Annotated in this window: 18 protein-coding genes and 5 pseudogenes; 11 read left to right on the forward strand and 12 right to left on the reverse strand. The window is 44.3% G+C overall.

The window, feature by feature from the left end; genetic code table 11:
* Positions 1 to 419 precede the first annotated feature (419 nt).
* The gene (locus tag NL510_RS06175; protein ID WP_253382507.1) at positions 420 to 776 is read right to left on the reverse strand and encodes a KPN_00521 family repetitive protein; all 357 of its coding nucleotides are present in this window, start codon (positions 774 to 776) and stop codon (positions 420 to 422) included.
* Between the two features lie 155 nt (positions 777 to 931).
* Complete coding sequence (locus NL510_RS06180) at positions 932 to 1,348, reverse strand: hypothetical protein (protein ID WP_253382509.1); 417 nt, start codon at positions 1,346 to 1,348, stop codon at positions 932 to 934.
* Positions 1,349 to 1,760: 412 nt separating this feature from the next.
* On the opposite strand from NL510_RS06180, the pseudogene NL510_RS06185 reads away from it, so the two are divergent.
* A pseudogene (locus NL510_RS06185) lies at positions 1,761 to 1,988 on the forward strand (IS3 family transposase); the annotation flags it as partial.
* Positions 1,989 to 2,018: 30 nt separating this feature from the next.
* Here NL510_RS06185 and NL510_RS06190 read toward each other — a convergent pair.
* Both NL510_RS06190 and NL510_RS06195 read right to left on the reverse strand, forming a co-directional pair.
* Positions 2,019 to 2,713: pseudogene (locus NL510_RS06190) on the reverse strand (IS3 family transposase); the annotation flags it as partial.
* 71 nt (positions 2,714 to 2,784) lie between these two features.
* Positions 2,785 to 3,242 (reverse strand): annotated as a pseudogene (locus NL510_RS06195) (IS5 family transposase); the annotation flags it as partial.
* A gap of 90 nt (positions 3,243 to 3,332) precedes the next feature.
* Between NL510_RS06195 and NL510_RS06200 the strand changes: the two are divergent.
* The 5 genes and pseudogenes from NL510_RS06200 to NL510_RS06220 all read left to right on the forward strand — a co-directional run.
* Positions 3,333 to 3,923 (forward strand): annotated as a pseudogene (locus tag NL510_RS06200) (His-Xaa-Ser system radical SAM maturase HxsC); the annotation flags it as partial.
* Positions 3,920 to 4,543 (forward strand): His-Xaa-Ser repeat protein HxsA, encoded by a 624-nt coding sequence (hxsA, locus tag NL510_RS06205; RefSeq protein WP_075205844.1) that lies wholly within the window; start codon positions 3,920 to 3,922, stop codon positions 4,541 to 4,543. The pseudogene NL510_RS06200 and the gene hxsA, both read left to right, overlap by 4 nt.
* Positions 4,544 to 4,549: 6 nt before the next feature.
* Positions 4,550 to 4,882: a hypothetical protein gene (locus tag NL510_RS06210; protein WP_253382512.1), complete on the forward strand. Its 333-nt coding sequence runs from the start codon at positions 4,550 to 4,552 to the stop codon at positions 4,880 to 4,882.
* Between the two features lie 80 nt (positions 4,883 to 4,962).
* Positions 4,963 to 7,152: pseudogene (locus tag NL510_RS06215) on the forward strand (AAA family ATPase).
* A gap of 426 nt (positions 7,153 to 7,578) precedes the next feature.
* Positions 7,579 to 8,115: a hypothetical protein gene (locus tag NL510_RS06220; protein ID WP_253382514.1), complete on the forward strand. Its 537-nt coding sequence runs from the start codon at positions 7,579 to 7,581 to the stop codon at positions 8,113 to 8,115.
* 662 nt (positions 8,116 to 8,777) lie between these two features.
* Here NL510_RS06220 and NL510_RS06225 read toward each other — a convergent pair.
* The 7 genes from NL510_RS06225 to NL510_RS06255 form a co-directional block, all read right to left on the reverse strand.
* Entirely contained in the window at positions 8,778 to 10,007 is a 1,230-nt protein-coding gene (locus NL510_RS06225; RefSeq protein ID WP_253382516.1) for an integrase domain-containing protein, read from the reverse strand.
* Positions 10,008 to 10,673: 666 nt separating this feature from the next.
* Positions 10,674 to 11,237, reverse strand: coding sequence for a DUF8453 domain-containing protein (locus NL510_RS06230; RefSeq protein WP_253382519.1), 564 nt, complete (start codon positions 11,235 to 11,237; stop codon positions 10,674 to 10,676).
* 108 nt (positions 11,238 to 11,345) lie between these two features.
* Positions 11,346 to 13,679, reverse strand: coding sequence for a primase-helicase zinc-binding domain-containing protein (locus tag NL510_RS06235; protein WP_253382521.1), 2,334 nt, complete (start codon positions 13,677 to 13,679; stop codon positions 11,346 to 11,348).
* A 14-nt stretch (positions 13,680 to 13,693) separates the two neighbouring features.
* A complete protein-coding gene (locus NL510_RS06240; protein WP_253382522.1) occupies positions 13,694 to 14,014 on the reverse strand; it encodes a DUF5375 domain-containing protein in 321 nt (106 codons plus the stop codon).
* A complete protein-coding gene (locus NL510_RS06245) occupies positions 14,011 to 14,238 on the reverse strand; it encodes a hypothetical protein (protein ID WP_032983269.1) in 228 nt (75 codons plus the stop codon). The genes NL510_RS06240 and NL510_RS06245 overlap by 4 nt, the downstream gene beginning before the upstream one ends.
* Positions 14,235 to 14,786 carry a host cell division inhibitor Icd-like protein gene (locus NL510_RS06250; protein ID WP_253382524.1) on the reverse strand — a complete coding sequence of 184 codons (552 nt, stop codon included), beginning with the start codon at positions 14,784 to 14,786 and terminating at the stop codon, positions 14,235 to 14,237. Before NL510_RS06250 ends, NL510_RS06245 begins: the two co-directional genes overlap by 4 nt.
* Positions 14,783 to 15,049 (reverse strand): helix-turn-helix transcriptional regulator, encoded by a 267-nt coding sequence (locus tag NL510_RS06255; RefSeq protein WP_137561653.1) that lies wholly within the window; start codon positions 15,047 to 15,049, stop codon positions 14,783 to 14,785. The genes NL510_RS06250 and NL510_RS06255 overlap by 4 nt, the downstream gene beginning before the upstream one ends.
* 537 nt (positions 15,050 to 15,586) lie before the next feature.
* Here NL510_RS06255 and sid point away from each other — a divergent pair.
* The 5 genes from sid to NL510_RS06280 all read left to right on the forward strand — a co-directional run bounded on the left by sid (position 15,587) and on the right by NL510_RS06280 (position 19,037).
* Entirely contained in the window at positions 15,587 to 16,330 is a 744-nt protein-coding gene (sid, locus tag NL510_RS06260) for a capsid size-determining scaffold Sid (protein WP_253382526.1), read from the forward strand.
* Positions 16,331 to 16,332: 2 nt separating this feature from the next.
* The gene (locus tag NL510_RS06265; protein ID WP_014830132.1) at positions 16,333 to 16,551 is read left to right on the forward strand and encodes an ogr/Delta-like zinc finger family protein; all 219 of its coding nucleotides are present in this window, start codon (positions 16,333 to 16,335) and stop codon (positions 16,549 to 16,551) included.
* A gap of 28 nt (positions 16,552 to 16,579) precedes the next feature.
* Entirely contained in the window at positions 16,580 to 17,143 is a 564-nt protein-coding gene (locus NL510_RS06270) for a phage polarity suppression protein (RefSeq protein ID WP_253382528.1), read from the forward strand.
* Positions 17,144 to 17,517: 374 nt separating this feature from the next.
* A complete protein-coding gene (locus tag NL510_RS06275) occupies positions 17,518 to 18,375 on the forward strand; it encodes a hypothetical protein (RefSeq protein ID WP_125366330.1) in 858 nt (285 codons plus the stop codon).
* A complete protein-coding gene (locus NL510_RS06280; RefSeq protein WP_125366332.1) occupies positions 18,372 to 19,037 on the forward strand; it encodes a hypothetical protein in 666 nt (221 codons plus the stop codon). Before NL510_RS06275 ends, NL510_RS06280 begins: the two co-directional genes overlap by 4 nt.
* Before the next feature lie 135 nt (positions 19,038 to 19,172).
* Here the strand turns inward: NL510_RS06280 and NL510_RS06285 are convergent, their stop codons facing one another.
* A complete protein-coding gene (locus NL510_RS06285; protein ID WP_125366334.1) occupies positions 19,173 to 20,381 on the reverse strand; it encodes an integrase domain-containing protein in 1,209 nt (402 codons plus the stop codon).
* Positions 20,382 to 20,468 lie beyond the last annotated feature (87 nt).

A 20,468-nucleotide genomic window follows, 5' to 3' on the forward strand; every position in this document is an offset into this window, starting at 1 on the left:
TATAGCCAGAAAAGACGGGATATGCAAATTAAGCGGCTGTAAACACTTTGAAATACATTGAAGAGGAGGTTAACTCATTGCTGTTAGTTATATATTGGTTTTCTTTAAGTATTTGTAATTTATGTTTTTTGTTATTTTTGATGGGTTGAAAATATATCGCCGTTAGCGAAGCGGCAATAAGCAGGGGGCGTGTTTTTTATTTCTGTGTGCAATTTTTATTTACCGCTGCTTAATTCGGGTTTAAGTTAGGGTAAAGTTCCGTTAAAGGATATATTATATTTACGACCATTATTTAAATATATTCTGGTAGGCAGGCGATAATCTGCTAGTAAGGCGGAGAAGTAACCAAAAGACTATTTGATTAAATTACCTGCAGACAAAAAAAGGCCGCGAATGCGGCCTTGTAGGAACAGTGGCAATTACTCAGTGACTTTCTTCTCTAACTCACTGGCGTCTTGTTTGGTTTTGTTCCAGCCTTTCTCGGCACCTTCTTTGGTAGCATCCCACCCCTTCTCGGTGCCTTCTTTCGTTTTATGCCAGGCTTTCTGGGAATCTTCGCTGACCTTGCTGCCAAAGCTCTCGCTTTTACCTTCTGCGGCATGTTTCTGTTTCAGCCTCAGCTCCTCGCCTTTGTTCTGCTCTTCATGCAGTTTTTGCTTCGCATCGTTGGCATTGGCCTTCGCCGCAGCGACGGTATCATCGGTAGCATGTGTGGTCGCTGCAAAAACAGGAGAAGCCAACAGAATGGCAGATAGTGCAACAATTGTTTTTTTCATAATATCCTCATGTACGTTATCAGTTATGAGCGTGATTAAGGATGACACAGGCGAAGCGGTGAGGCTTTAGGAAAAAACTGTAACTCAATCATTTTACTGCAATCAGACGGGATCTGAGTCGGGTTTTTAGTATTCCGTGCTTTTACAATCAGAGATTACATGACGGTTCTGGGTAAGCACATTACCTGATCCCATGGAGAGTCAGATCCACTGACTTTTACAGTACCATGGAAAACGGACAAAATATCATCTCCATTTTTATTAGTTATACGGTAAAAACAGTTGTCAAAGGAAGTGTTTACATCTGCAATAAAGTTATTTTTGTATCCTGGCGCCGCCAATTCTTTAAGCTGGTAAAACAGGTCTTCCACTTCTTGTCTGGATATACCCGGTTCAGGATGGCAAAGTTTATAAAGGCAATCCATTGCCTGATCATGATGATTATTAAAGAAGAAATCTTTAATTTTCTCCCATAAGCTCAGTGACGGTGGAGCATCAGACAAATGTATTTTATGTATTGTCTGACTACTGATGCAGGCAGGAAAAAAACTCGAACCAACGTTAAAAGACATAGACTAACTCCATTAAACAATTTTATGGTTATCGAACCATGTTTCCATGATGTGGTGAATAAGGTGAAAGGCTGGGTTGTAGTGGTTATTGCAAGCTACTTTTGTCGCAGTTATAAGGCTTAACCCTGAGGTTATTGATATCTGAGCATGTATAGATTCATTAGTTTCTGGCATCGCAAAGGTAACCGACGGTAGAAGGTTCGGGTTTTAATTAGTTAAGTTCGTACTTCGCGGGACAAATTAAGGGCACAAAAAGCCCGCATGGCTTGTGCCGCGCGGGCTATTAGGTCTTCATCGGATGACTCTGGTAATCACCGCTGGCGGTATGCAGGTAATTGATCTTACCCAGCAATAGTGGACACGCGACTAAGTGAGTAAACTCTCAACCAGAGGTGACTCACATGACAAAACCAGCATCAAAGCTATGTGCTGTGTACTTCAGGTTGCCCTTAGCGGCTGGTACGTCTGGCATCAGCGTCGTCATCAGATAAACCGGCGTCAGGGGTTGCGGGCGAAAGCTTCATGGAGGTTCAGCCCGGTCAGTTACCGCGAACATGGCCTGCCGGCGTCTGAGAATCTGCTGAAGCAGAACTTTTACGCCTGCGGCCCGAATCGGAAGTGGGAGGGTGACATTACGTACTGTGTGCCCGCCCTGAACTCCGGGCACACTATAAGTCACATCACCGCACCAGACCTGATTAGGTTCTGTTACAGCAAACTGGCGTTCCAGATAATTGGGGATCTCAACGTGTTCCTTAGACGCCTTTTTATATCGATGACCTGGCTGCTGACAGCTGATGAGGCGAAGCTCTTTCATCAGTTTTGATGCTCGCCAGCGACTCAGTTTTACACCTTTGTTCGTGACCATCGCTGCAATATTACGTGCGCCTGCAGAGCCGTTACTTTCGCGATAACTTTCACGAACAAGACTGAGTAATGTCACTCGCGTGGCATCAGGTTTTTTTGGCTGCCGCCAGTATTTATAACTGCTGCGATGAACCCCAAACACGTTGCACATAACGGCAACAGGAAACCGCGCCCTGAGTTTCTCAACTAATGAGAACTGTTCAGGGAGTCTGACATCAAGAGCGCGGTAGCCTTTTTTAATATATCCCTTTCCATTTCAACGCGTTGAAGTCTTTTCTTCAGCTCGCGTATTTCAATCTGCTCTGGTGTCATGGGGGACGCTACGGGTGATTTCCCTCCTCGTTCTTCTTTCAACTGCCGAACCCACTTATCCATCGTGGATTTGCCGACATTCATTGCTGTAGCAGCGGCGGCAACGGTGTAATGCTGATCGAGTACAAGCTGGGCAGCTTCGAGGCGAAACTCGGGGCTAAAATTACGTCTGTTACGTCCGGTCATAATGTCACCTGTTTTGACTTTGAGGCGATGATATCACCTCTATTCAGGTGACCAAATTCACTATGCCACTACACTATGTTTAACGGGAGACCGTTTCCGTCTGTCGCCAGATGGATTTTGGTGCCAAAACCACCGTGAGAGCGACCCAGCCCATTATCTCCGGCGATATCGGGATGTTTTTTTGAGCCCCGGCAGCACATTTCAACACCCGGATATTGCTGCCATCCAGCGCCGTAGCAGACCAGTCAACAAGATTGCTGGCATCAAGTAGCGAAAGCAACCTCTTGAAAATAATGTTAATAACACCTGATTTTGACCACCGGTTAAAGCGGTTATAAACCGTTTTCCATGGTCCATATCGTTCAGGTAAATCACGCCACGGAGCCCCGGAACACAACACCCAGAACATACCGTTGATAATTTTACGATGCTCAGCCCATGGGCGTCCGGCCCGTGGAGATACGGGTTCAGCAGGCAATAAAGGCTGGATGATAATCCATGCTTCATCGGGAAGGTCGTAGCGAGCCATAGTTCAATATGTTGTGGAAACAGACAGTTACTATAGCTCAAACGATTAGGGGACACAGCCTAGTAGACTTCATCGTACTTCAAACAACTAAAAATTGCTGATATCAACTTTACTCAGGAAATGGCAAAGCGAAGCAAAAAGATCAAAATCACCTTTGGTATCCCGCTCTACTCATCAAGACCACTTGTGCATGATCATCTGGTAGGGAGTGATGGCGCATTTAATGAAACGGTTAAGGGGTTAATCAATGCAGGAAACTCAGGGATTAATATCGAACTTAGAGTTATTCCGACACTGGCTAACTATACAGAATTGGATGATATTGTAGAGTTCGTTGGCCGAGTGTTCTCCAACATTAATCAGATTTCCCTTATGGGGCTGGAATCTATCGGTTGGGCACGAAAGAACTGGTCAACAATCTTCATTGAGCACAGCAGTTATAGTGAGAAAATAACCTCCGCCATAGACGCTGCACACAGGTCAGGCATACCTCTAACAATTTTTAATTATCCTTTGTGTCATCTTCCTGAAAGAGCTTGGGAGCTTGCTGCTCAGTCGATCTCTGATTGGAAAAATTACTATTCGAAAGAATGTGATGAATGCACTCAGAAGTCTTCCTGTGCTGGTTATTTCAGTTCCTCAACAGGCCGTTTTCATCAACCACCGAGACCAATTTTATGAAAAAATTTAATTTTGCTGCTCTACTTCCGGGATTTTTGGCACTTAATAATTCTGTATGGGCAAGTGATTCATCTACCGGAGCAAGTGATTTGCCAGGTATGACTCTTAATGAACATGATTTAGTGATAGCACCACTTAACACCGAAGTTCCATTCTACGTTGCAGGGCATCGCAGTCATAGCTCCCATCGGAGCCATAGTTCTCACCGATCTTCATCAGGCGGCGGGTACTATGGTGGCAGCACTCCTTATTATCCGAAAACATACAGCTCACCAAGCTCATCTGGGTCTTCAAGTTCCTCATCGTCCTCTTCCTCTGTGCGTTCGCTTCGTTCTAACGACAATAACAACTCTACTATTACGAATTCTGTTGGAACTACAGAAGCTAACCGTGCAAGTAATGGGCTGACTTCTGATACAGAGAAGCGTAAGCGTTTAATCATGCGGGTTCAATTCGCTTTGCTGGACAAAGGTTATTATAACGGGAATATTGATGGCATAATGGGGCCTTCCACAAGGCAGTCAATAAAAAATTATCGCATTGCGAACGGATTACCAATCCCCTCAAGAGAAACTCTGGATACGCAGCTATTGAATTCACTCAGTATTTTAGCTCGTTGAAAGAAAGTGATTCATGTTCAAACCAATAACATCATCAATGATATCTTGGAGATTATGATGGCTCTTATAAATAAATCAGATTTGAAATATACATATAGTTGGACTGCTATAGGTGATGACGATCCTAAAAAGACAGGTAAGCCTGACAGCACATTGCTCAGCAGGAACGAAGGATATGAAGTTCTTCCATTCATAAATAGGTTTGCAGAAAAGCATTCTTTTAAAAATAAACAATCAGCACTCAAAGCTGAGAAGATGATAAAAGAATATTTGCCTGGCGATGTCAGAAGCCACAAGAATGTAACTTCGTGGCTTGAGAATAACTGGAGTAAATATTGATACTCATCGATGAAATGGCTCATTAATTAGCCATTTTAAATTATTATATTTGTGTCTTGTAGTATAAAAGGAAGGTATCAATGGCACAGTTAGTAATTAAAAATGTAAGAAGCTATTCTAAAGAACGAAGCATTAACATCGATTTGAGCAAAAAAGTTAATCTCATATATGGTCAGAATGGAAGTGGAAAATCAACTATATCAGGGTATTTTTACAGCCCCTCTAATGTGGCATACAATGATTGCTCTTTTAGCAAAGAAGGTGATTATAATTATGTCGTTTATAATAATCAGTTTGTAGAGGACTCTTTTTATCATAAATCAGAACAACCGGGAGTATTTACATTAAGCCAAAGTAACAAAGAAGTGCTGGACGATATAAAACAGTCAGATAAAAAAATAGCAAGTTTGAAAAGTCGGCTCACTCGGTTGGATAGTGAAATAAAAGAAAAAGATGAAATGCTTATTAAGCTTGAGAATAGCTGTAAAGAAGCTGTATGGAAAAAGACAGCACATATCAGAGCAACTGAACTTACTGAGTTGATGGCAAAAAGTTTAAGAAAAGATAGTCTGTATAGTAAAATATGCACACAAGATGAAAAAGATGAAGCAAGTACGTAAGATGTTTTGAATGAATATAAGAAGTTGAAAAATAATAAAACTTCTTCTTTTAATTCAATCAACCACCCATCAATGCCTATCTTGAATACACAAAAGGAAGAATTGCTCATAACACCATTAATCCCATCTTCTAATAGTTACCTTTCAAATGTTATTGAAGAATTAGGCAATGCAGATTGGGTCAAGTCGGGATTAGGATATGTTAATGATACAATGTGCCCATTTTGCCAGGGCGATACAATCAATAATGATTTTTTAAAAGCCATAACAGATGTCTTTGACGAAACGTATGAACTAAGATTAAAAGATCTTAAAGATATTTATAATGATTACTCAAATTCTTGTGATGAATACATAAGAGAATTAGAGCATTCTTTGTATGATTTGGGTTATGTTTCTGATGACGATAATATCTGGGGTATGATCAAACAGATCGGGCAATCTCTTGAACTAAATAAAAATGCTCTGAAAGAAAAGATAGAAAAGCCATCGGCAGCAATATCACTTATTGATTCATCAATAAATTACGATGAAGTAAACGCAAAAATCAAAGTTTTGAATGGTGAAATAAAGGAGATTAATGACAGATTAAATGCCTATGAAACGAGCATTTATAATATTACAAGTAAGCTCTGGAAGGTCTTGAGGAATTTATGCAGTGATGTAATTGATAATAATAACACCAATATGGAGGAGTTAAAAGGTGAAAGGAATTCAATAATACAAAGGAAAGATATAATTGAAGGTGAAATACAACAGGAGAAAGTTAGGCTTTCAAACCTTAGGAAACAAGTTTCTAACATGGATGAAACGGTAGATAAAATAAATGCATTACTCAAAAATCTTGGCCTAAATAGTTTAGAGATTAAAAAATCACATGAAAGAAATTTCTTTCAAATTCACAGAGGGAACGACAATGTTGAAATTTATAAATCACTAAGTGAAGGGGAAAAAACAATAATAACCTTTTTGTATTTCTTAGAGTGTTGCGAAGGTCAACTTGAAGATGGGGAACTTAAAGATAAGTTAATTGTGATTGACGATCCTATATCGAGTTTATCTCATGACTATATTTATGAGATATCATCTTTAATACATTATCGAATTATTGAAGGAATAGCACCAGATGCTAAAATTTTAATACTTACGCATAACTTATTCTTTTTTCAAGAAATTTTAAAACTAGCTCCTCCTAAAATAAAAAATTTTGATAAGCAATATAATTTATTGAGAGTAGTGAAAAATGAATATAGTGATGTTATCGCTATGTCTAAAGGTGATATAAAAAACGAGTATGAATCCTATTGGATGGTATTAAAAAATGTGAAGGAGGGCATTGTAAATCCTGTTGTTCTTCCTAATGTAATGCGAAATATTCTTGAATACTATTTTTCATTTTCTTGTAAGCTGGATAGTCTTAAAAAAGCATTAGAAAAACTTGCAGAATCTGAGAGTGATATTACATATAAGTCTTTCTGTCGCTATATGCACAGAGGATCACATTCAGACTCTTCCAATATAAATAATTTAGGAAGAGGAACAACTGAAAAGTATTTCGAGATTTTTAAGAACGTCTTTGATAAAACGGATGATTTACCACATTATAATCGAATGTTTGGAGTTGAAATTGACAAAGAAAATGTAGAATAAGAACGGTTACCACTGAGGCACCATCAATCATTAACGGTTAGGTAGGGAACGGAGATGCTGACACACCGTTTCCCACCGTCCAAACCGAAAACGTTGATACTGGCATACCAGCACACATTTGTTATTCATGGTTTTTACTCAATCTTGTCTCAGTCAGCTACTGATAGCCTTTACACCCCATGTGCAAAGCAAGCATACTATGGGATCTGGCAGAAAGAGTGCCTCAGTGGCAGGTACATATTAAAGGGTTTTCTTGTAAAATCCATCAACATTTTTTTCTGATCGCTAATACTTATTTTAATTGAAAATATATTATAAAAAACCACTTAAAGGCTAAAAAGGTGATGTAGATCATGGTAAAAAATTATTAATTGCGCTATGTGTAGATGTTTTATAACTAACTGATAAATTAATTTGGAGAAAAGTATGTCCCTGAATTTTTTAGATTTAGATGATAAAACTAGACTACATATGGCATTAGAAATTCAGTATGATAAGGAACATAACAATTTTTATTATAGTAATTATTTAACAGAATATGGTAAATCTTTATGGCCCTCATTGTTAGAAGAAGCAGTTAAATATGATGATGCATGGTTGGAGAATGAGATCCGATCTAGAGGACTGCTTGCGCAATTTTATACAAAAAGGAAACCGAAAAGCACTGAGTTGATGCAGGCACGAGTGCCAATAACGGCGGCTCAAACCTTAGCTGAAGGAGAATTCAGCAGACTCTATGGAAGAGGATTATGTTCAGCCGTTATTTCAGAAGGTGGTAGCATTGTGGAAGTATATCGAGCCAGAGTGTCCACTAACCCTCGACCAGAATCGGTAGCTATCATTGGTAAGCAATTCTCGGCTCAGGCAGTTTTGAATGATCTGCGTTCAAATCCTGGTGTCGATAGTGCATTAGGTGTTCCTCCAGGTCCGAATTCAGGTATCTCTCTCAAAAGAGTTAAGTAAATATTAGATTAAGGGAGCGGTGTTTTTTACCATCCCTTTTTTATTGTTTGCATTGCCTAATTAATAAAAATAATGTTTTTTCTACTGGGTAAGCAATCTAGATTAGATTGGTTTTGCTTTTTAAAATAATTCAATACCATTAATCTAACAGGTTGAAATAACTTTCTATTAGCGTATTTTCAGAAGTTAACTGCTAACCAATATTGATGGGTTTTTATTTTTGTTATAACCTCTTAAGTTTCATGCTCTCAAGGGAAATAATAATAAAGTTGCGCTGCATATAAAAACCAAGGCTTATTAATAATTTTAAATTTCAAGCTTCGGGATTCTTCTCCTGAAAATGTTAAACATAAACCAAGTATACTACTAAAGCGGTAGTTCCTATTGTAGGAGCGATATCGCCTTAATCATGTGATTTGAGATTTATGTTGAAATTAAAAAATCAGCTATTCAAATCCCCAAGTTATAAATTCTCCTATAGTCATTGCTTCCAGTAAAGTTGCAATATTTCAGTTGTGGGGTTGTGTAATGCGTATTTATCTTGAAAAATCTTAAATAACGATAATCCCAAATATAAAGTGGTCTGGAACTAAATTTTTCAAAAATTTTGAATAAGGTTTCCATTTTCTTTACCTTTAGGATTATATTAGCTATTCTGATACCTAGGCTACCAGAGCATTTAATCTTTGAGCTTGAACGTAATCACCCCACCATTGCATCAAACTCTGTCGCTCTATCAGATATTCTGCACGATTGTATGCTGCGATAATTTCATCTTTTTTAGAGTGGGCAAGTGCTGCCTCAAGAACTTCAGCTCTGAACTTACCAGACTCCTCTGCCGCTGTTCTTGCAATCGAACGCATACCGTGAGCTACAAGCTCCCCTCCAAACCCCATTCGGATAATAGCTGCGTTGGCTGTTTGTTCATGCATATGATTAAGAGGCGCTTTAATGCTGGGGAAAACCCATTCTCTATGCCCACTTATTGATTTCATTAATTCAAGGATGTGCAAAGCTTCTTTACTCAAAGGAACTTTGTGAGGCTTTTTCATTTTCATAAAATCAGCAGGAATGTTCCAAATGCTGTTGGTTGTATCAATATCAGACCACCTTGCGCGGACGGCTTCACCCGGACGAACCCATGTCAACAATTGCCATTCAATTAGCATACGTGTTTCCAACTGGATTGACGCATTCGTCAAAGATTCCATAAACCTTGGCAATTCGCTTGGGGGAAGGGCAGGCATATTTTGCTTTGTTGGTTTACTGAATCTTTGACCAAGGTTGTCAGCCGGGTTGAACTCAATAAGTTCTTCAGTGGCTGCCCACCGGAAGATTTCATTCAGACGTGAAATGATGCGGCGTAGAGTTTCCAATACGCCTCGTTGCTCAATAGGATCAAGGTGTTGTTTTAAGAGCTTAGGTCGGATCTCATTGACAGGAACATTACCCAATCCGGGAAAGATATTTCTCTCCAGGCTTCGCCAGATGTCTTCTGCATGGTCTTGTGAGATACCTGAGGTCTTTACCTTCTCATCCAACCATTTCCTTGCCACGGTTTGGAGAGTGTGTTCAGTAGCATTCTTTAAGGCATTAGCCTTATCGTTGTTATGGACTTGAGGATCAATGCCATTGGCAAGCAAGGAGAGGTACTCATCTCGCAAGGCCCTTGCTCTTGCCAGTGTAAGGTGAGGGTAGGTCCCAAGGCTCATTTTAGTTCTTTTCTTACTCACTGGCACTGCATACCTGAAATACCAATTTTTCTTGCCTCCTTTCGACAAAGGAGCGATTCGTAAGATCAAGCCATCACCGTCAAACAAGTTGATTTCTTTGTCGGCTGGCTTGGTGCTTTTGATTTCAGTGTCAGTGAGCTTCTTAGCGATTTTTGCCATTTTGGGACCCTCGGTTTTTGGACCCTTCTTAGTGGGTCCCATTCAGGGTGCCATAAGTGATAGTTCTCAGCAATTCTCACTGGACGACAATAGACGTAAAAAAGCCCGCAGAGCTTGTGCTGTGCGGGCTTAGTAGACTTCATTGTACTTAAAACAACTAAAAAGTGGTGGGCTGGCGGAGTCTGAATAAACTAATTAACTTTATGTTTTTATTGGTTATTTATCAATTCAACTTTCATTGGTATACCTAAGCGTATACCAATGGCGATTTGTTGCATTGTTTCCTGTGGTTAAGCAAACCTGTTTTTTGAATGGAACACATCAAAAAAGAGTTTATTTTGCATTTAACTGTTCACACTGTTCACCTCGGTTTTTTTCTTTTTAATATCATAATGATAAGTGGTGAATGGTTGGTGAAGAGTGAACAGTCGACTCTTCACCTTTGTGATTTGTACTGGTTCTGGATGCGCTCGTTTAGGCGATGCGCGGGGGGGATAAAAAGTTTTTTTGGGTTTGACTGTTCACACTGTTCACCTTTTGTATTTTATCAATAATTTCATAGAGATAAAGGGTGAACATACGGTGAAGGGTGAACAGTAGATTGTTCACCCTTCATGGCAGAAAATATAAATTGCAGGTAAGAAAGGCTATCCTGGCGCAGATGAATTAGTGTTGTGTTTTGATATTAAGCAAAGCTTTCTCAATTCTGGCTAGATTTTCAGCAATCTTTTTCTCATTACTGTTATCTGAGGCATCCACCCTGGCCAACGATAACAATTCAATATAACTTTCATTAGTAATATTTTGTGCGAAAGGGTTCTTGCTATTAGCTTTACGGAAAGTTGTAGTTACTCTAATTTTGTGGTCACCTAAAATCTTCTTCGAATCAGCGAAATTTCCAAGCCTCAATATCCTGCATGAACCAGGTGCAAGGAATGGTATGCCTGAAACCAATGCACCTTTCGTTAACGCAGTATACTCACCATTAGGCAGTGAATTCTTAAAGGTATTTTCATTAAAACTGAAGGTTACATCTTTTGCAGCACTTTTACCTATATTCTTAATTACAATATTTAAAACAGTTTTGACTTCATTGTTTTGTTCAAGGTAAACAATGACGTCTGGGTAGGTGCTCTCTTTGTAAACAAGATAACTGATACATGATGAGCCAACGGCAACTAACATTGTTAATATATTTATTAATAACCCACTGGTCTGAAAGTAATCCATTTCCTACCTCTCGAAAAACAGATGAAATATTCGACCATTATACACATCTCGTAAATCGTTATGTTGGTAGTTAACGTAACAGACCGGCTATAGCCGGTCTGAGTTAGGTTATGTCGCTGCGGGTTCGTCGCACTTCGGCAGCCAGTCGCCGTAGCTTTCTTCTTTCAGCGACAGGTTGGTCTGTATCCCCTGCTTTGTGTGCCGCTTCTCATAATTCAGGCCGTACTCTTTCAGCATCATGGGCAGCCCCAGCCCGAACATTTTCAGGCTGAGCACGTTCCTGTATCCGTTGGCCTCCATATAGGCCAGATACGCGTGATAAAGATATTTACGGTAATTACGCGGGACGATGCTGGCATTACCCATAAACATCCCGTTGGCCTGCGGCAGCATTTCCAGATAGCCGCAAAAATCAAACGTCGGGTCAGCATCGCGCTTGATGCTGAGCGCTTCATCGGAGTTCTGCTGCGACTGGAGCAGTGCTCGCGCCGTCATCGGGTCGCTGAACCGCTGCATAAGCTGGCGCACAATAACTGCCAGCTCGCGCGCAATTTTATCCCTGAGCTGCGGGTCGCGTTCCTCCGGGGCAATCTGCTCGGGAAAGTGAATAATCACCCGGCGGCGTGACACACCGCCGCTGCGGTCGGTGAAGCGCATCGGGTTGTTATTCACGGCCAGAATCACCGCAGGAATATGTGTTGAGTACGGATTCTGGTATTTCGGGTCAACCGAGACCGCATCGCCGCCGGTGATGGCCTTCAGCCCTGCACCGTCACCGCTCCATTTTTCCTGGTCAGGCAGACGTATCAGCGAGAAGCCAATCAGGGAGGCACGCTTGCGCGGGTCTTCCAGCGTGTCGATATCGGCCGACGTGGCGTTATCCTCTCCGGCAAGCAGGGTCGCAATTTCGGCCAGAATACTTTTCCCGCTCCCGCCGGGACCGGTGACTTCGAGAAAGAGCTGCCAGTCGTAGCGGTTCGCCAGCACCATAAACAGCGCGGCCAGAATTACATCGCGTTTTTCTGGTCTGCTACCGGCAGCACGGTCGAGCCAGCGCCAGAAATTCGGGGCATGGGTTTCCAGCGTTTCACCTTCCACCGGCGGGGTAAAATCCACGTCGCACAGCGTGCGCAGCCAGTGCGATTTGCTGTGCGGGCTGAACAGGCCGCTTTGGGTATCGAGTACCCCGTTGCGAAAACCAATCAGACGGCGTGCCGGTGCGGCCTGCTGAGGAATAATCAGCTTCAGCGTCTCCACCACTGAGGTGATTCTCCCCGACGAGAACGGGGCGCGCAGGCGCTGGAAAAGCCCGGCTACGTCGCGTTCGAAGCTGGACGGCTGAACGACTTTCCATATCCCTGCTTCATAACGGGACAGGAGCTGGCCGTTCGCATCCACCGCCAGCGCTTCGCCGTAATGCTCATGCACTCGCAGAGCCTTGTCGCTGGCGCTCATGGCGGTAAATTCCGCCTCGCTCATGGTGTCGAACGGACTTTGTACCGGTGGCCGGATGGCATCATAAATCGCTTTTCGCGTGGCCTCCCCGCCATTCTGCATAAACGCATCATTCCAGTCACCAAACACCGGCGGCAGGGCAACAACACCCTCACAGGTTTCTGCGGCCACTGCGGCTTTGTTCTGGCCGTCGCCGTTAAGGTCACGGTCAGCAGCGAGCACAATCTGACAGGCCGGGTGTTTCTGACGGGCAAGGCTCGCCAGAGAAAGGAGGTTCACGGACGACAGTGCCACCATGACGGTTTCGCCGGTCAGGTGATGCACGGTGAGCGCGGTTGCATAGCCCTCCGCAATCCACAGGCGTTTTCCGGCCTGTTTTTTCCCTTCGATGATATGACATGCCCCTTTAACCAGACCGCCTTTCAGGGTGCGTTTGAGACCGTCAGAATTGATAAGCTGAAGGTTAACCAGCACGCCGGTATCGTCATACAGCGGGACAACCACATCACCGGCGCGGAACATCACGCCGCCGGTTTTATGTGTGGCCGTCAGCATGACACATTCATGACCGGGGAATCCCTTGCGGGTCAGATAAGCGTTGCCGCTGGCCGTGCGGGTTTTCTCCATCAGTCTGACGGCCAGCGCGGCCGCCGCTTTACGGTCTGCTTCGGTTTCAGCCTCTGCGGTCACAATCATTTCGGGGGAAACCGGTGGCAGGTTGCCGGTCACGGCATCCACCTTTCCGGCTGCCTCGGAGGCCGACACGCCAAATACTTTCTCTATCAGCTTAAGACCGTCACCCGCACCGCACTGGTTACAGAACCATGTGCCGCGCCCCTCTTTATCGTCAAAGCGGAAGCGGTCAGAGCCGCCGCACACCGGGCAGGCCTGATGGCGGTTTTTAATGACCTTCACACCCAGCGCCGGGAGAATGCGCGGCCAGTGGCCGCACGCCTGTTTTAAGGTTTCCGTTACGTTCATTTTCATGGTTATTTTCTCCCTCAGTGCATAACAGGCGATTGCATGTGACGGGCGCAGAGTTCATCCATCACGGCCAGCCCGAGAAAGGACAGCGACGGCGCGGCCATGAGCGGTCCGGCTTCCATTAAATCTTCCAGCAGCGCACAGGCAATCTGGCGGCCTTTTTCCTCACCGTGCTGGCGCAGATAGAAGCCCTCCAGCTCGTCGGCGATGGCGCTTTCCAGCGCATCAAGGGTGAGGTGTTCGTAGCGGTGCTGACGCTCGCATACTGTCAGCCATGCACAGGCCACGGCGCGGCGATAGAGCGCGGCGCGTAATACGGGTGAAAGAGGCTTTTTCATACGTTATCCTCCCCGGTCAGCCAGCGCTTTTTGCAGCGCTCGACCACGCCGTCGAGCTGGGCGGTCATGAGGTAAATCACGGAGGTGAGCTGCAACTGTTGCGCCGGGTCGCGACAAACGGAGGTTGAGTCCTGCACCTTCATCAGCTCGTCAACGAGCTGGCCGAGATTACGCATATGCTCAAGGCACTCGATATCATGAGGGGTGATAAGGGTCTGTTTCATGGTCGCACCTCCATAACCGGCAGGCGGCCAGCGAACGACAGAATGTAATCGCGAACGAGGGAAAGGCGTGCGGCGTGTTCATCACCGGCAACGGTGCGAAGCATACAAATGCGGGGTTTACGGTCTGCACGACGAACGGCGGCAAACACAAAGACGAATTGCGGGTGTGACGGGGTGAGGGTCGTAGCCATAAGGGCAACCTCCATTGAGTAGCGGTTATCGCCACCACCGGAGCTGCAAATCTCATGGGTGGTGGCCCGGACAGGGTTTGCAGTACCGGCCTCAATGGATACCGGCCAGCCCGAAGGCTGCCCCGCCCGAACCACCATTATCTGACAGGAGCCACGGTGTAAACACCACAGCCCGAAAAATGGGTGTGTCTGAGCTACGACGAAAAAAAAGACGCATGGCGCGTCTGGTGTCGCCATTGAGTTACACGGGCTGCAAATCCCGGCTGCCGATTTTGCGACAGCGTGAAAACTATACCTAGAAACGGCGACAGGAAGCAAGCCAGAAAAAGGGGTTGTTTGCTGAACGGTCATCATCATGCGTCATAGCCCCGGTTACGTTCGGCAATGCGATCCGCCATCCATGCAGTGATTTCAGACTGCGCCCACGCCACGTTTTTACCGCCGAGGGAGATTTGTTTCGGGAAAGCCTCCCGGCTGATGAGGTCGTAAATGGTCGACCGGGACAGACCGCACAGGTGCATCACTTCAGGCAGGCGGATAAAGCGTTCGTGAACGGCATCAGAAATCGGCATCAGCGGCGCGGCAGGGGCAGAAGACGGGGAAGAAAAAGCGGTGTGCATCGGGCTACCTCACAAAGTCCATACAGTGCCGGTCATGTCCGTCCGGCTTCGGGTAGCTCCTTATTATGTCTATATTTTTCCTCAGGTCATGTGAGATTTTCGGGGAAACAAACATTGACTTTTCGCTATGGCAAACAAAGGAAAACGCTGGCAAACATATGCAAATCACTGCATTACAATGCAGCAACTTCTATTGCTTTTAGTTATACGTTTTTCTTTTTTAATCGAAATAAAGTCTAAGTGGTATAGACAGAGCAAAACATGAAGGTGAACAGTGGTGAACAGACGGTGAACAGTCAGACCGGCAACTGTTCACCCTTTAACTTACTGTATTATTTATATTTTTATTTATGGTGAACAGTGGTGAACAGTTATAAGTAAAAAAACAAACTATGAGTAAGGTTTTGCTGAGACCTTTCTCTGGCAAGCCGGGTTTTGGGTGCTGTTTGTGCCAGAACTGCCACAACTGCAATGAATCGAGATGTTGTGTGATGAAGGGCAGAATCATTTCAGGTTGAACACACGGAGAGCCTGAACATGAAACCCGAAACAGTCATTACCACCCTGCAGAATGCAGCCGCTCAACAGTCAGCAGAGAGCAGCCAGCGCATCACAGACAAGCTGAGTGCATTCACTGCGGCCAGAGACACGCACGCGGCCAGCATGCAGGAACTGAAAGAGATTGATACGTCCATTGAACGCTGTAAGCAGGAGCGGCAGACCGCCCTCAGTGAGAGTGCAGAGGCGGAGCAGGACTGGCGCAGTCGCTTCCGCAACCTGCGCGGCAGTCTCACCCCTGAAATGAAAGCTGAGCACAGCAGGCGTATCGCCAGTCGCGAGCTGGCCGACGAGTTCACCGGCCTGATTGCGGAGCTGGAAACCGACCGGACACGCGCCATGCTGAGTGCCTGCTCCACCGCCAGTAAATACCTGTCAGCGCATGATGATGCCTTTACCGCTTATGCCGGTGCGGAATGGGCTCAGGCGGTCAACACGCTCTCCGTCGCGCTCATCCGCGCTTTCCTGCTGCGTGTTCGTGCCCTCGAAATGCAGGGTGACAGCGCACCGCAGTCCGTGGCCATCGGCGAGCTGCGCGATGCGCTGAGCTGTCAGGGCAGCCTGTATCACTTCGATATGAAGCAGGAGCCGGTATTGTCCGTGACGGGCATGCACCGGCCGCAGATTAACGGTGTGGATATGGAGCTGTTACGCAGCCCGGCGAAGAGAATGATGCTCGCCAGAAAACTGGCTGATAATGGCGAGACAAAAGCGGAGGTATAAGCATGTTTCACTGCCCGTTCTGCAAAACCAGTGCGCACGCCCGCACCAGTCGCTATCTGTCTGAGAACGTCAAACAGCGCTATCACCAGTGCGTGAACGTCGAGTGCTCGGCAACCTTCCGTACGCTTGAATCCGTTGACGGGATTATCCGTTCACCGGTTACTGAGCCGGTTATCCCTGTACCCGCACCGGCGGCCACCGTTAACCGTGCCGGTGCGTGAGCACGGCCAGACATCAGGAGAGATATACGTGACCACACTGACGCTACAGAAAGCCTTTGAGGCCTGTCAGGCAAATAAATCCGCATGGCTGCAATGCCGGGATGAACTGAAGCAGGCCGAACAGGCATACCGCGAACAGCTTGCCGGTAACGGCCACAGCGGCCGGAGCCTGCAAACCCTGCGCGAAATTATCGACGTGAAAAAGTGGGAAATAAATCAGGCTGCCGGGCGTTATATTCGCTCGCATGAGGAGGTGCAGCGAATCAGCATCCGTAACCGTCTGAATGATTTTATGCAGGCACATGGCGCGGAGCTGGCCGCCGCCCTTGCCCCGGAGCTGATGAATTATTCCGGGCAGCATTCCGCCATTCAGCGCTGCGCCATGCAGCACTCACTCGACTATCTGCGTGAGGCGCTGCAGGTCTGGCTGGCCGCCGGTGAAAAAATTAATTATTCGGCGCAGGATAATGACATTTTAACGGCCATCGGATTCAGGCCTGACGCGGCTTCGCGCGATGATAATCGTGAAAAATTCACACCCGCACAGAACCTGAATTACACCCGCCGACGCGCAGAGCTGGCCGCGCAGTAGTCCTTACAAAAATTCCCGAAAATCCCGCCTTTTTCCAATAAAAAAGCCATGCATGCATAAGGTGCATGGTTTTGCATGCGTTTTACCGATACTGGAACCCCCGCCAGCGCCAGCACTGGCGCGCCCTGAGGCCATTCATGCACCTGCATTAAAAGCGCCCCCTTAAGCGGGCAGGCGGGGCGGGGAGAGCATTGCGCGCTATTCGAAATAACAAGAATTCATGTGAATTTAATTTCTTTTGGTAATAGTTTTAATTCTAATTAATTTAATATTTGAGAGATTCCACACTTTCTTTAATTTGCTAACATTAATATATTGATTTTTGTCTGGAATGTTATGATTATTGGGGTGAATCTTATATACGGAGTTTTTTTATGGCAAAGGTCCAGCTGCATTTCGATGGTGACATAGCAACAAATCATCAAGTTTCTCTACGTACTTTGGCTAAATCGTTTACCCATCTACAAAACTCTTTGGATCGCGCTTATCTCGAAATGCACGAAGGGCAATTACGCAAATATGCTCGAATGCAGCAATCTTATTACGATGATGTTGAATTACTTGTTCAAGAGCCTAAGGAAGGCGGGTATGTAATTGATTTTCTGACTCAGAATAAAGTAACGCAAAAAGTAATTGATCGTGTAATGACTGCTATAGATGGAGCCGTTGATGATGCTAAAAACAATGCTAAAAATAATGCAGAAGCGGTAGAGAAGTCCGTTGAAACAAGAAAGGCGCAACTAGCTAGCGGAGTACTTAAGGAAATTAATTATCAGCAATTACTAGCTGCTCCTGACAAACAACAAGTAAGAAAGTATGGTGACCGGGCAATAGTTCGCGAAGTCGACCAAATATTATCATTAATTAGAGCATCTCATGCTGGTGATAGCACTCTTGAGCTTTATTTTGAAGGGACTAAAACCGCGAAGTATGAGTTTGATAAGGCAAAGGCTACTGCTTTTCACAAGGTTGTAGCACAGAAAAATCTCGGAGACCCAGTAGCATTTAAAGTGATTATTTCCAAAATGGATAGGTATAATAATAGCGCTAAAATAATTAACGTTGAAAATAAATCAATAGCTAATTTATATTTCACAAACCCTGCTGATTTCCAAGGGGCAGTTCCTTTTTTTGAATATCAGACAGAAATGGAGTTTATAGGGTGTCCTTATATTGAATATGGCGCATTTGATCCAATGTCTGGTGATATTTACTTTATTAGGTTGTTATGATGGAAGAGTTAGCGAAAACAGTTCAGCAGAAATATATTGATGAAATTGTGTCTAAGTACCCCTTGCATAGATTCGTCATACTGTTTGTGTTTATTATATCTACATATGCATACAATGTTACCGAACATTCTTTGTTAACTGAGTTGAGAAGCGTCAAAGTAGGCGATTTATTTGATTTTAAAGATGGGCTTATAAGTAAAGTTACGCTTTTACAGCTAATTTTTTGTGTTGCCCTGACAGCAATAAATACTGTAGTTTTTGAAAAGACTAGTGGAATTATTTTTAATAAACTAATAAAAAGATATGATATAGCGAAGCTTACTCAAGACTTGAAGGCTAGATATGAAAAGATAAAAACAAACAATGAGTTAGTTAACTACTATCTTTCTAAGGATATTACATCTGATCTTGATAAAAAGAAAATAAGGTTAAGATGTTTAACCATTAATATAGAATATTTAACTGCAATTGTTTTATCTATTGTTATAGGCGTAATGAAAAATGGGGTACTGGAATTACTAGGTTTTATTGTGGTTCTATCTCTTTTAGCATTCTTACATTTTAGATTATTCATTTTTTATATTCAGTCTTTTATTCCATTGCATGTCGCAGAAAAAGTTTTGCAGGGAGCAGATGTTGATATCGAAAATCCATTATCATAAGTTTTGATTATTCTTTTGTAATGCGTCGGTTCTATTTCTGGTTGCTATAATGAATCAGGGAAGTTGATAGGGAATAGAAGAACTATCAACTTTCTTATTCATTAATATTAATGAAAATCAATTTGGAAGTATGATTTAAGAAAGGCTTTTGGCAAAAGCGGAGTGACAATAAGTTCCCCACCAAGACATCAAATCTTTTCGTTGTCCTAAATAGGTTGAACGATTATATGCGCGTCTTACCTCATTTTTATCGCTATGCGCTAAAGCTGCTTCAATTACGTCAGGGCTAAAACCTTCTTCATTCATAGCCGTACTTGCAATTGAACGTAACCCATGTGCCACAAGCTTACCTCCGAATCCAATCCGTTTTAAAGCGGCATTAGTTGTCTGACTATTCATTGGCTGCTTAGGGTCATTTCTACTGGGAAAAACATGTTCACGGTGAGCACTGATTGGTTTCATCACTTCCAGAATATCTAATGCTTGAGGAGATAGAGGTATGATGTGTTCACGCTTGGCCTTCATACGTTCTGCTGGAATCGTCCAGAGCTTTGCATCGAGATCGATCTCTGCCCACCGAGTACCGGAGGCTTCAGAAGGGCGCACAAGAGTCAGAAGTTGCCACTCAATAAGACAACGCGTCGGAACAGACAGATTAGACATAACCAAAGAACGCATCAGCTTTGGTAATTCTTCTGGCCGGAGCGTCGGCATGTTTTGTTTTTTGGGCTTCTCAAAGGCCATCCCAACACCTGATGCTGGATTAGCATCGATCAGGCCAGTGTTTACAGCATAAATCATTATCTCGTTAATGCGCTGCACCAGTCGACGTACAGTTTCAAGCGCCCCACGAGCTTTGATTGGCTCAAGAGCTTCAACCAGTGTCCGGGCTTTGATTTGCTGGACGGGGATCTCACCGATGGCAGGGAATACATCTTTCTCTAGCGAACGCCAAATATCTTTTGCGTAATCAGGGGTAACGCTTTTGCTTTTGAGCTGGAACCAGTTAGCGGCGACCGTTGAAAAAATACTGTCCAGTGCGATTTGCTGTTCTTCCTCTGCAACTTCAGCTTGAATTTGCGGGTCGATTCCGTTGGCTAATAGGGCAAGGTAATCCGCTCTTAAACCTCGGGCATCAGCAAGCGAAAGGGCAGGGAAGGCACCGAGCCCCATCATTGTCCGTTGCTTTGTTGTCGGACGTTGATAACGGAAACGCCAGAGCTTCTTCCCGCTGGTTTTCACTATCAGGAAAAGCCCATCGCCATCATGCAGCGTTAGATCCTTCTCTAACGCTTTTGCGCGCAGAACTTCGGTGTTGGTCAGGGGGCGTGTTGTCCGTGCCACTATGGCCGCTCCTTCATGAATTGGTATACGCTTTTAGGTATACATCCTACCGTATACCTAAACGTATACCAATAATCACCGGATTTA

The sequence above is a fragment of the unidentified bacterial endosymbiont genome (assembly GCF_918797525.1).
Lineage (GTDB): Bacteria > Pseudomonadota > Gammaproteobacteria > Enterobacterales > Enterobacteriaceae > Enterobacter.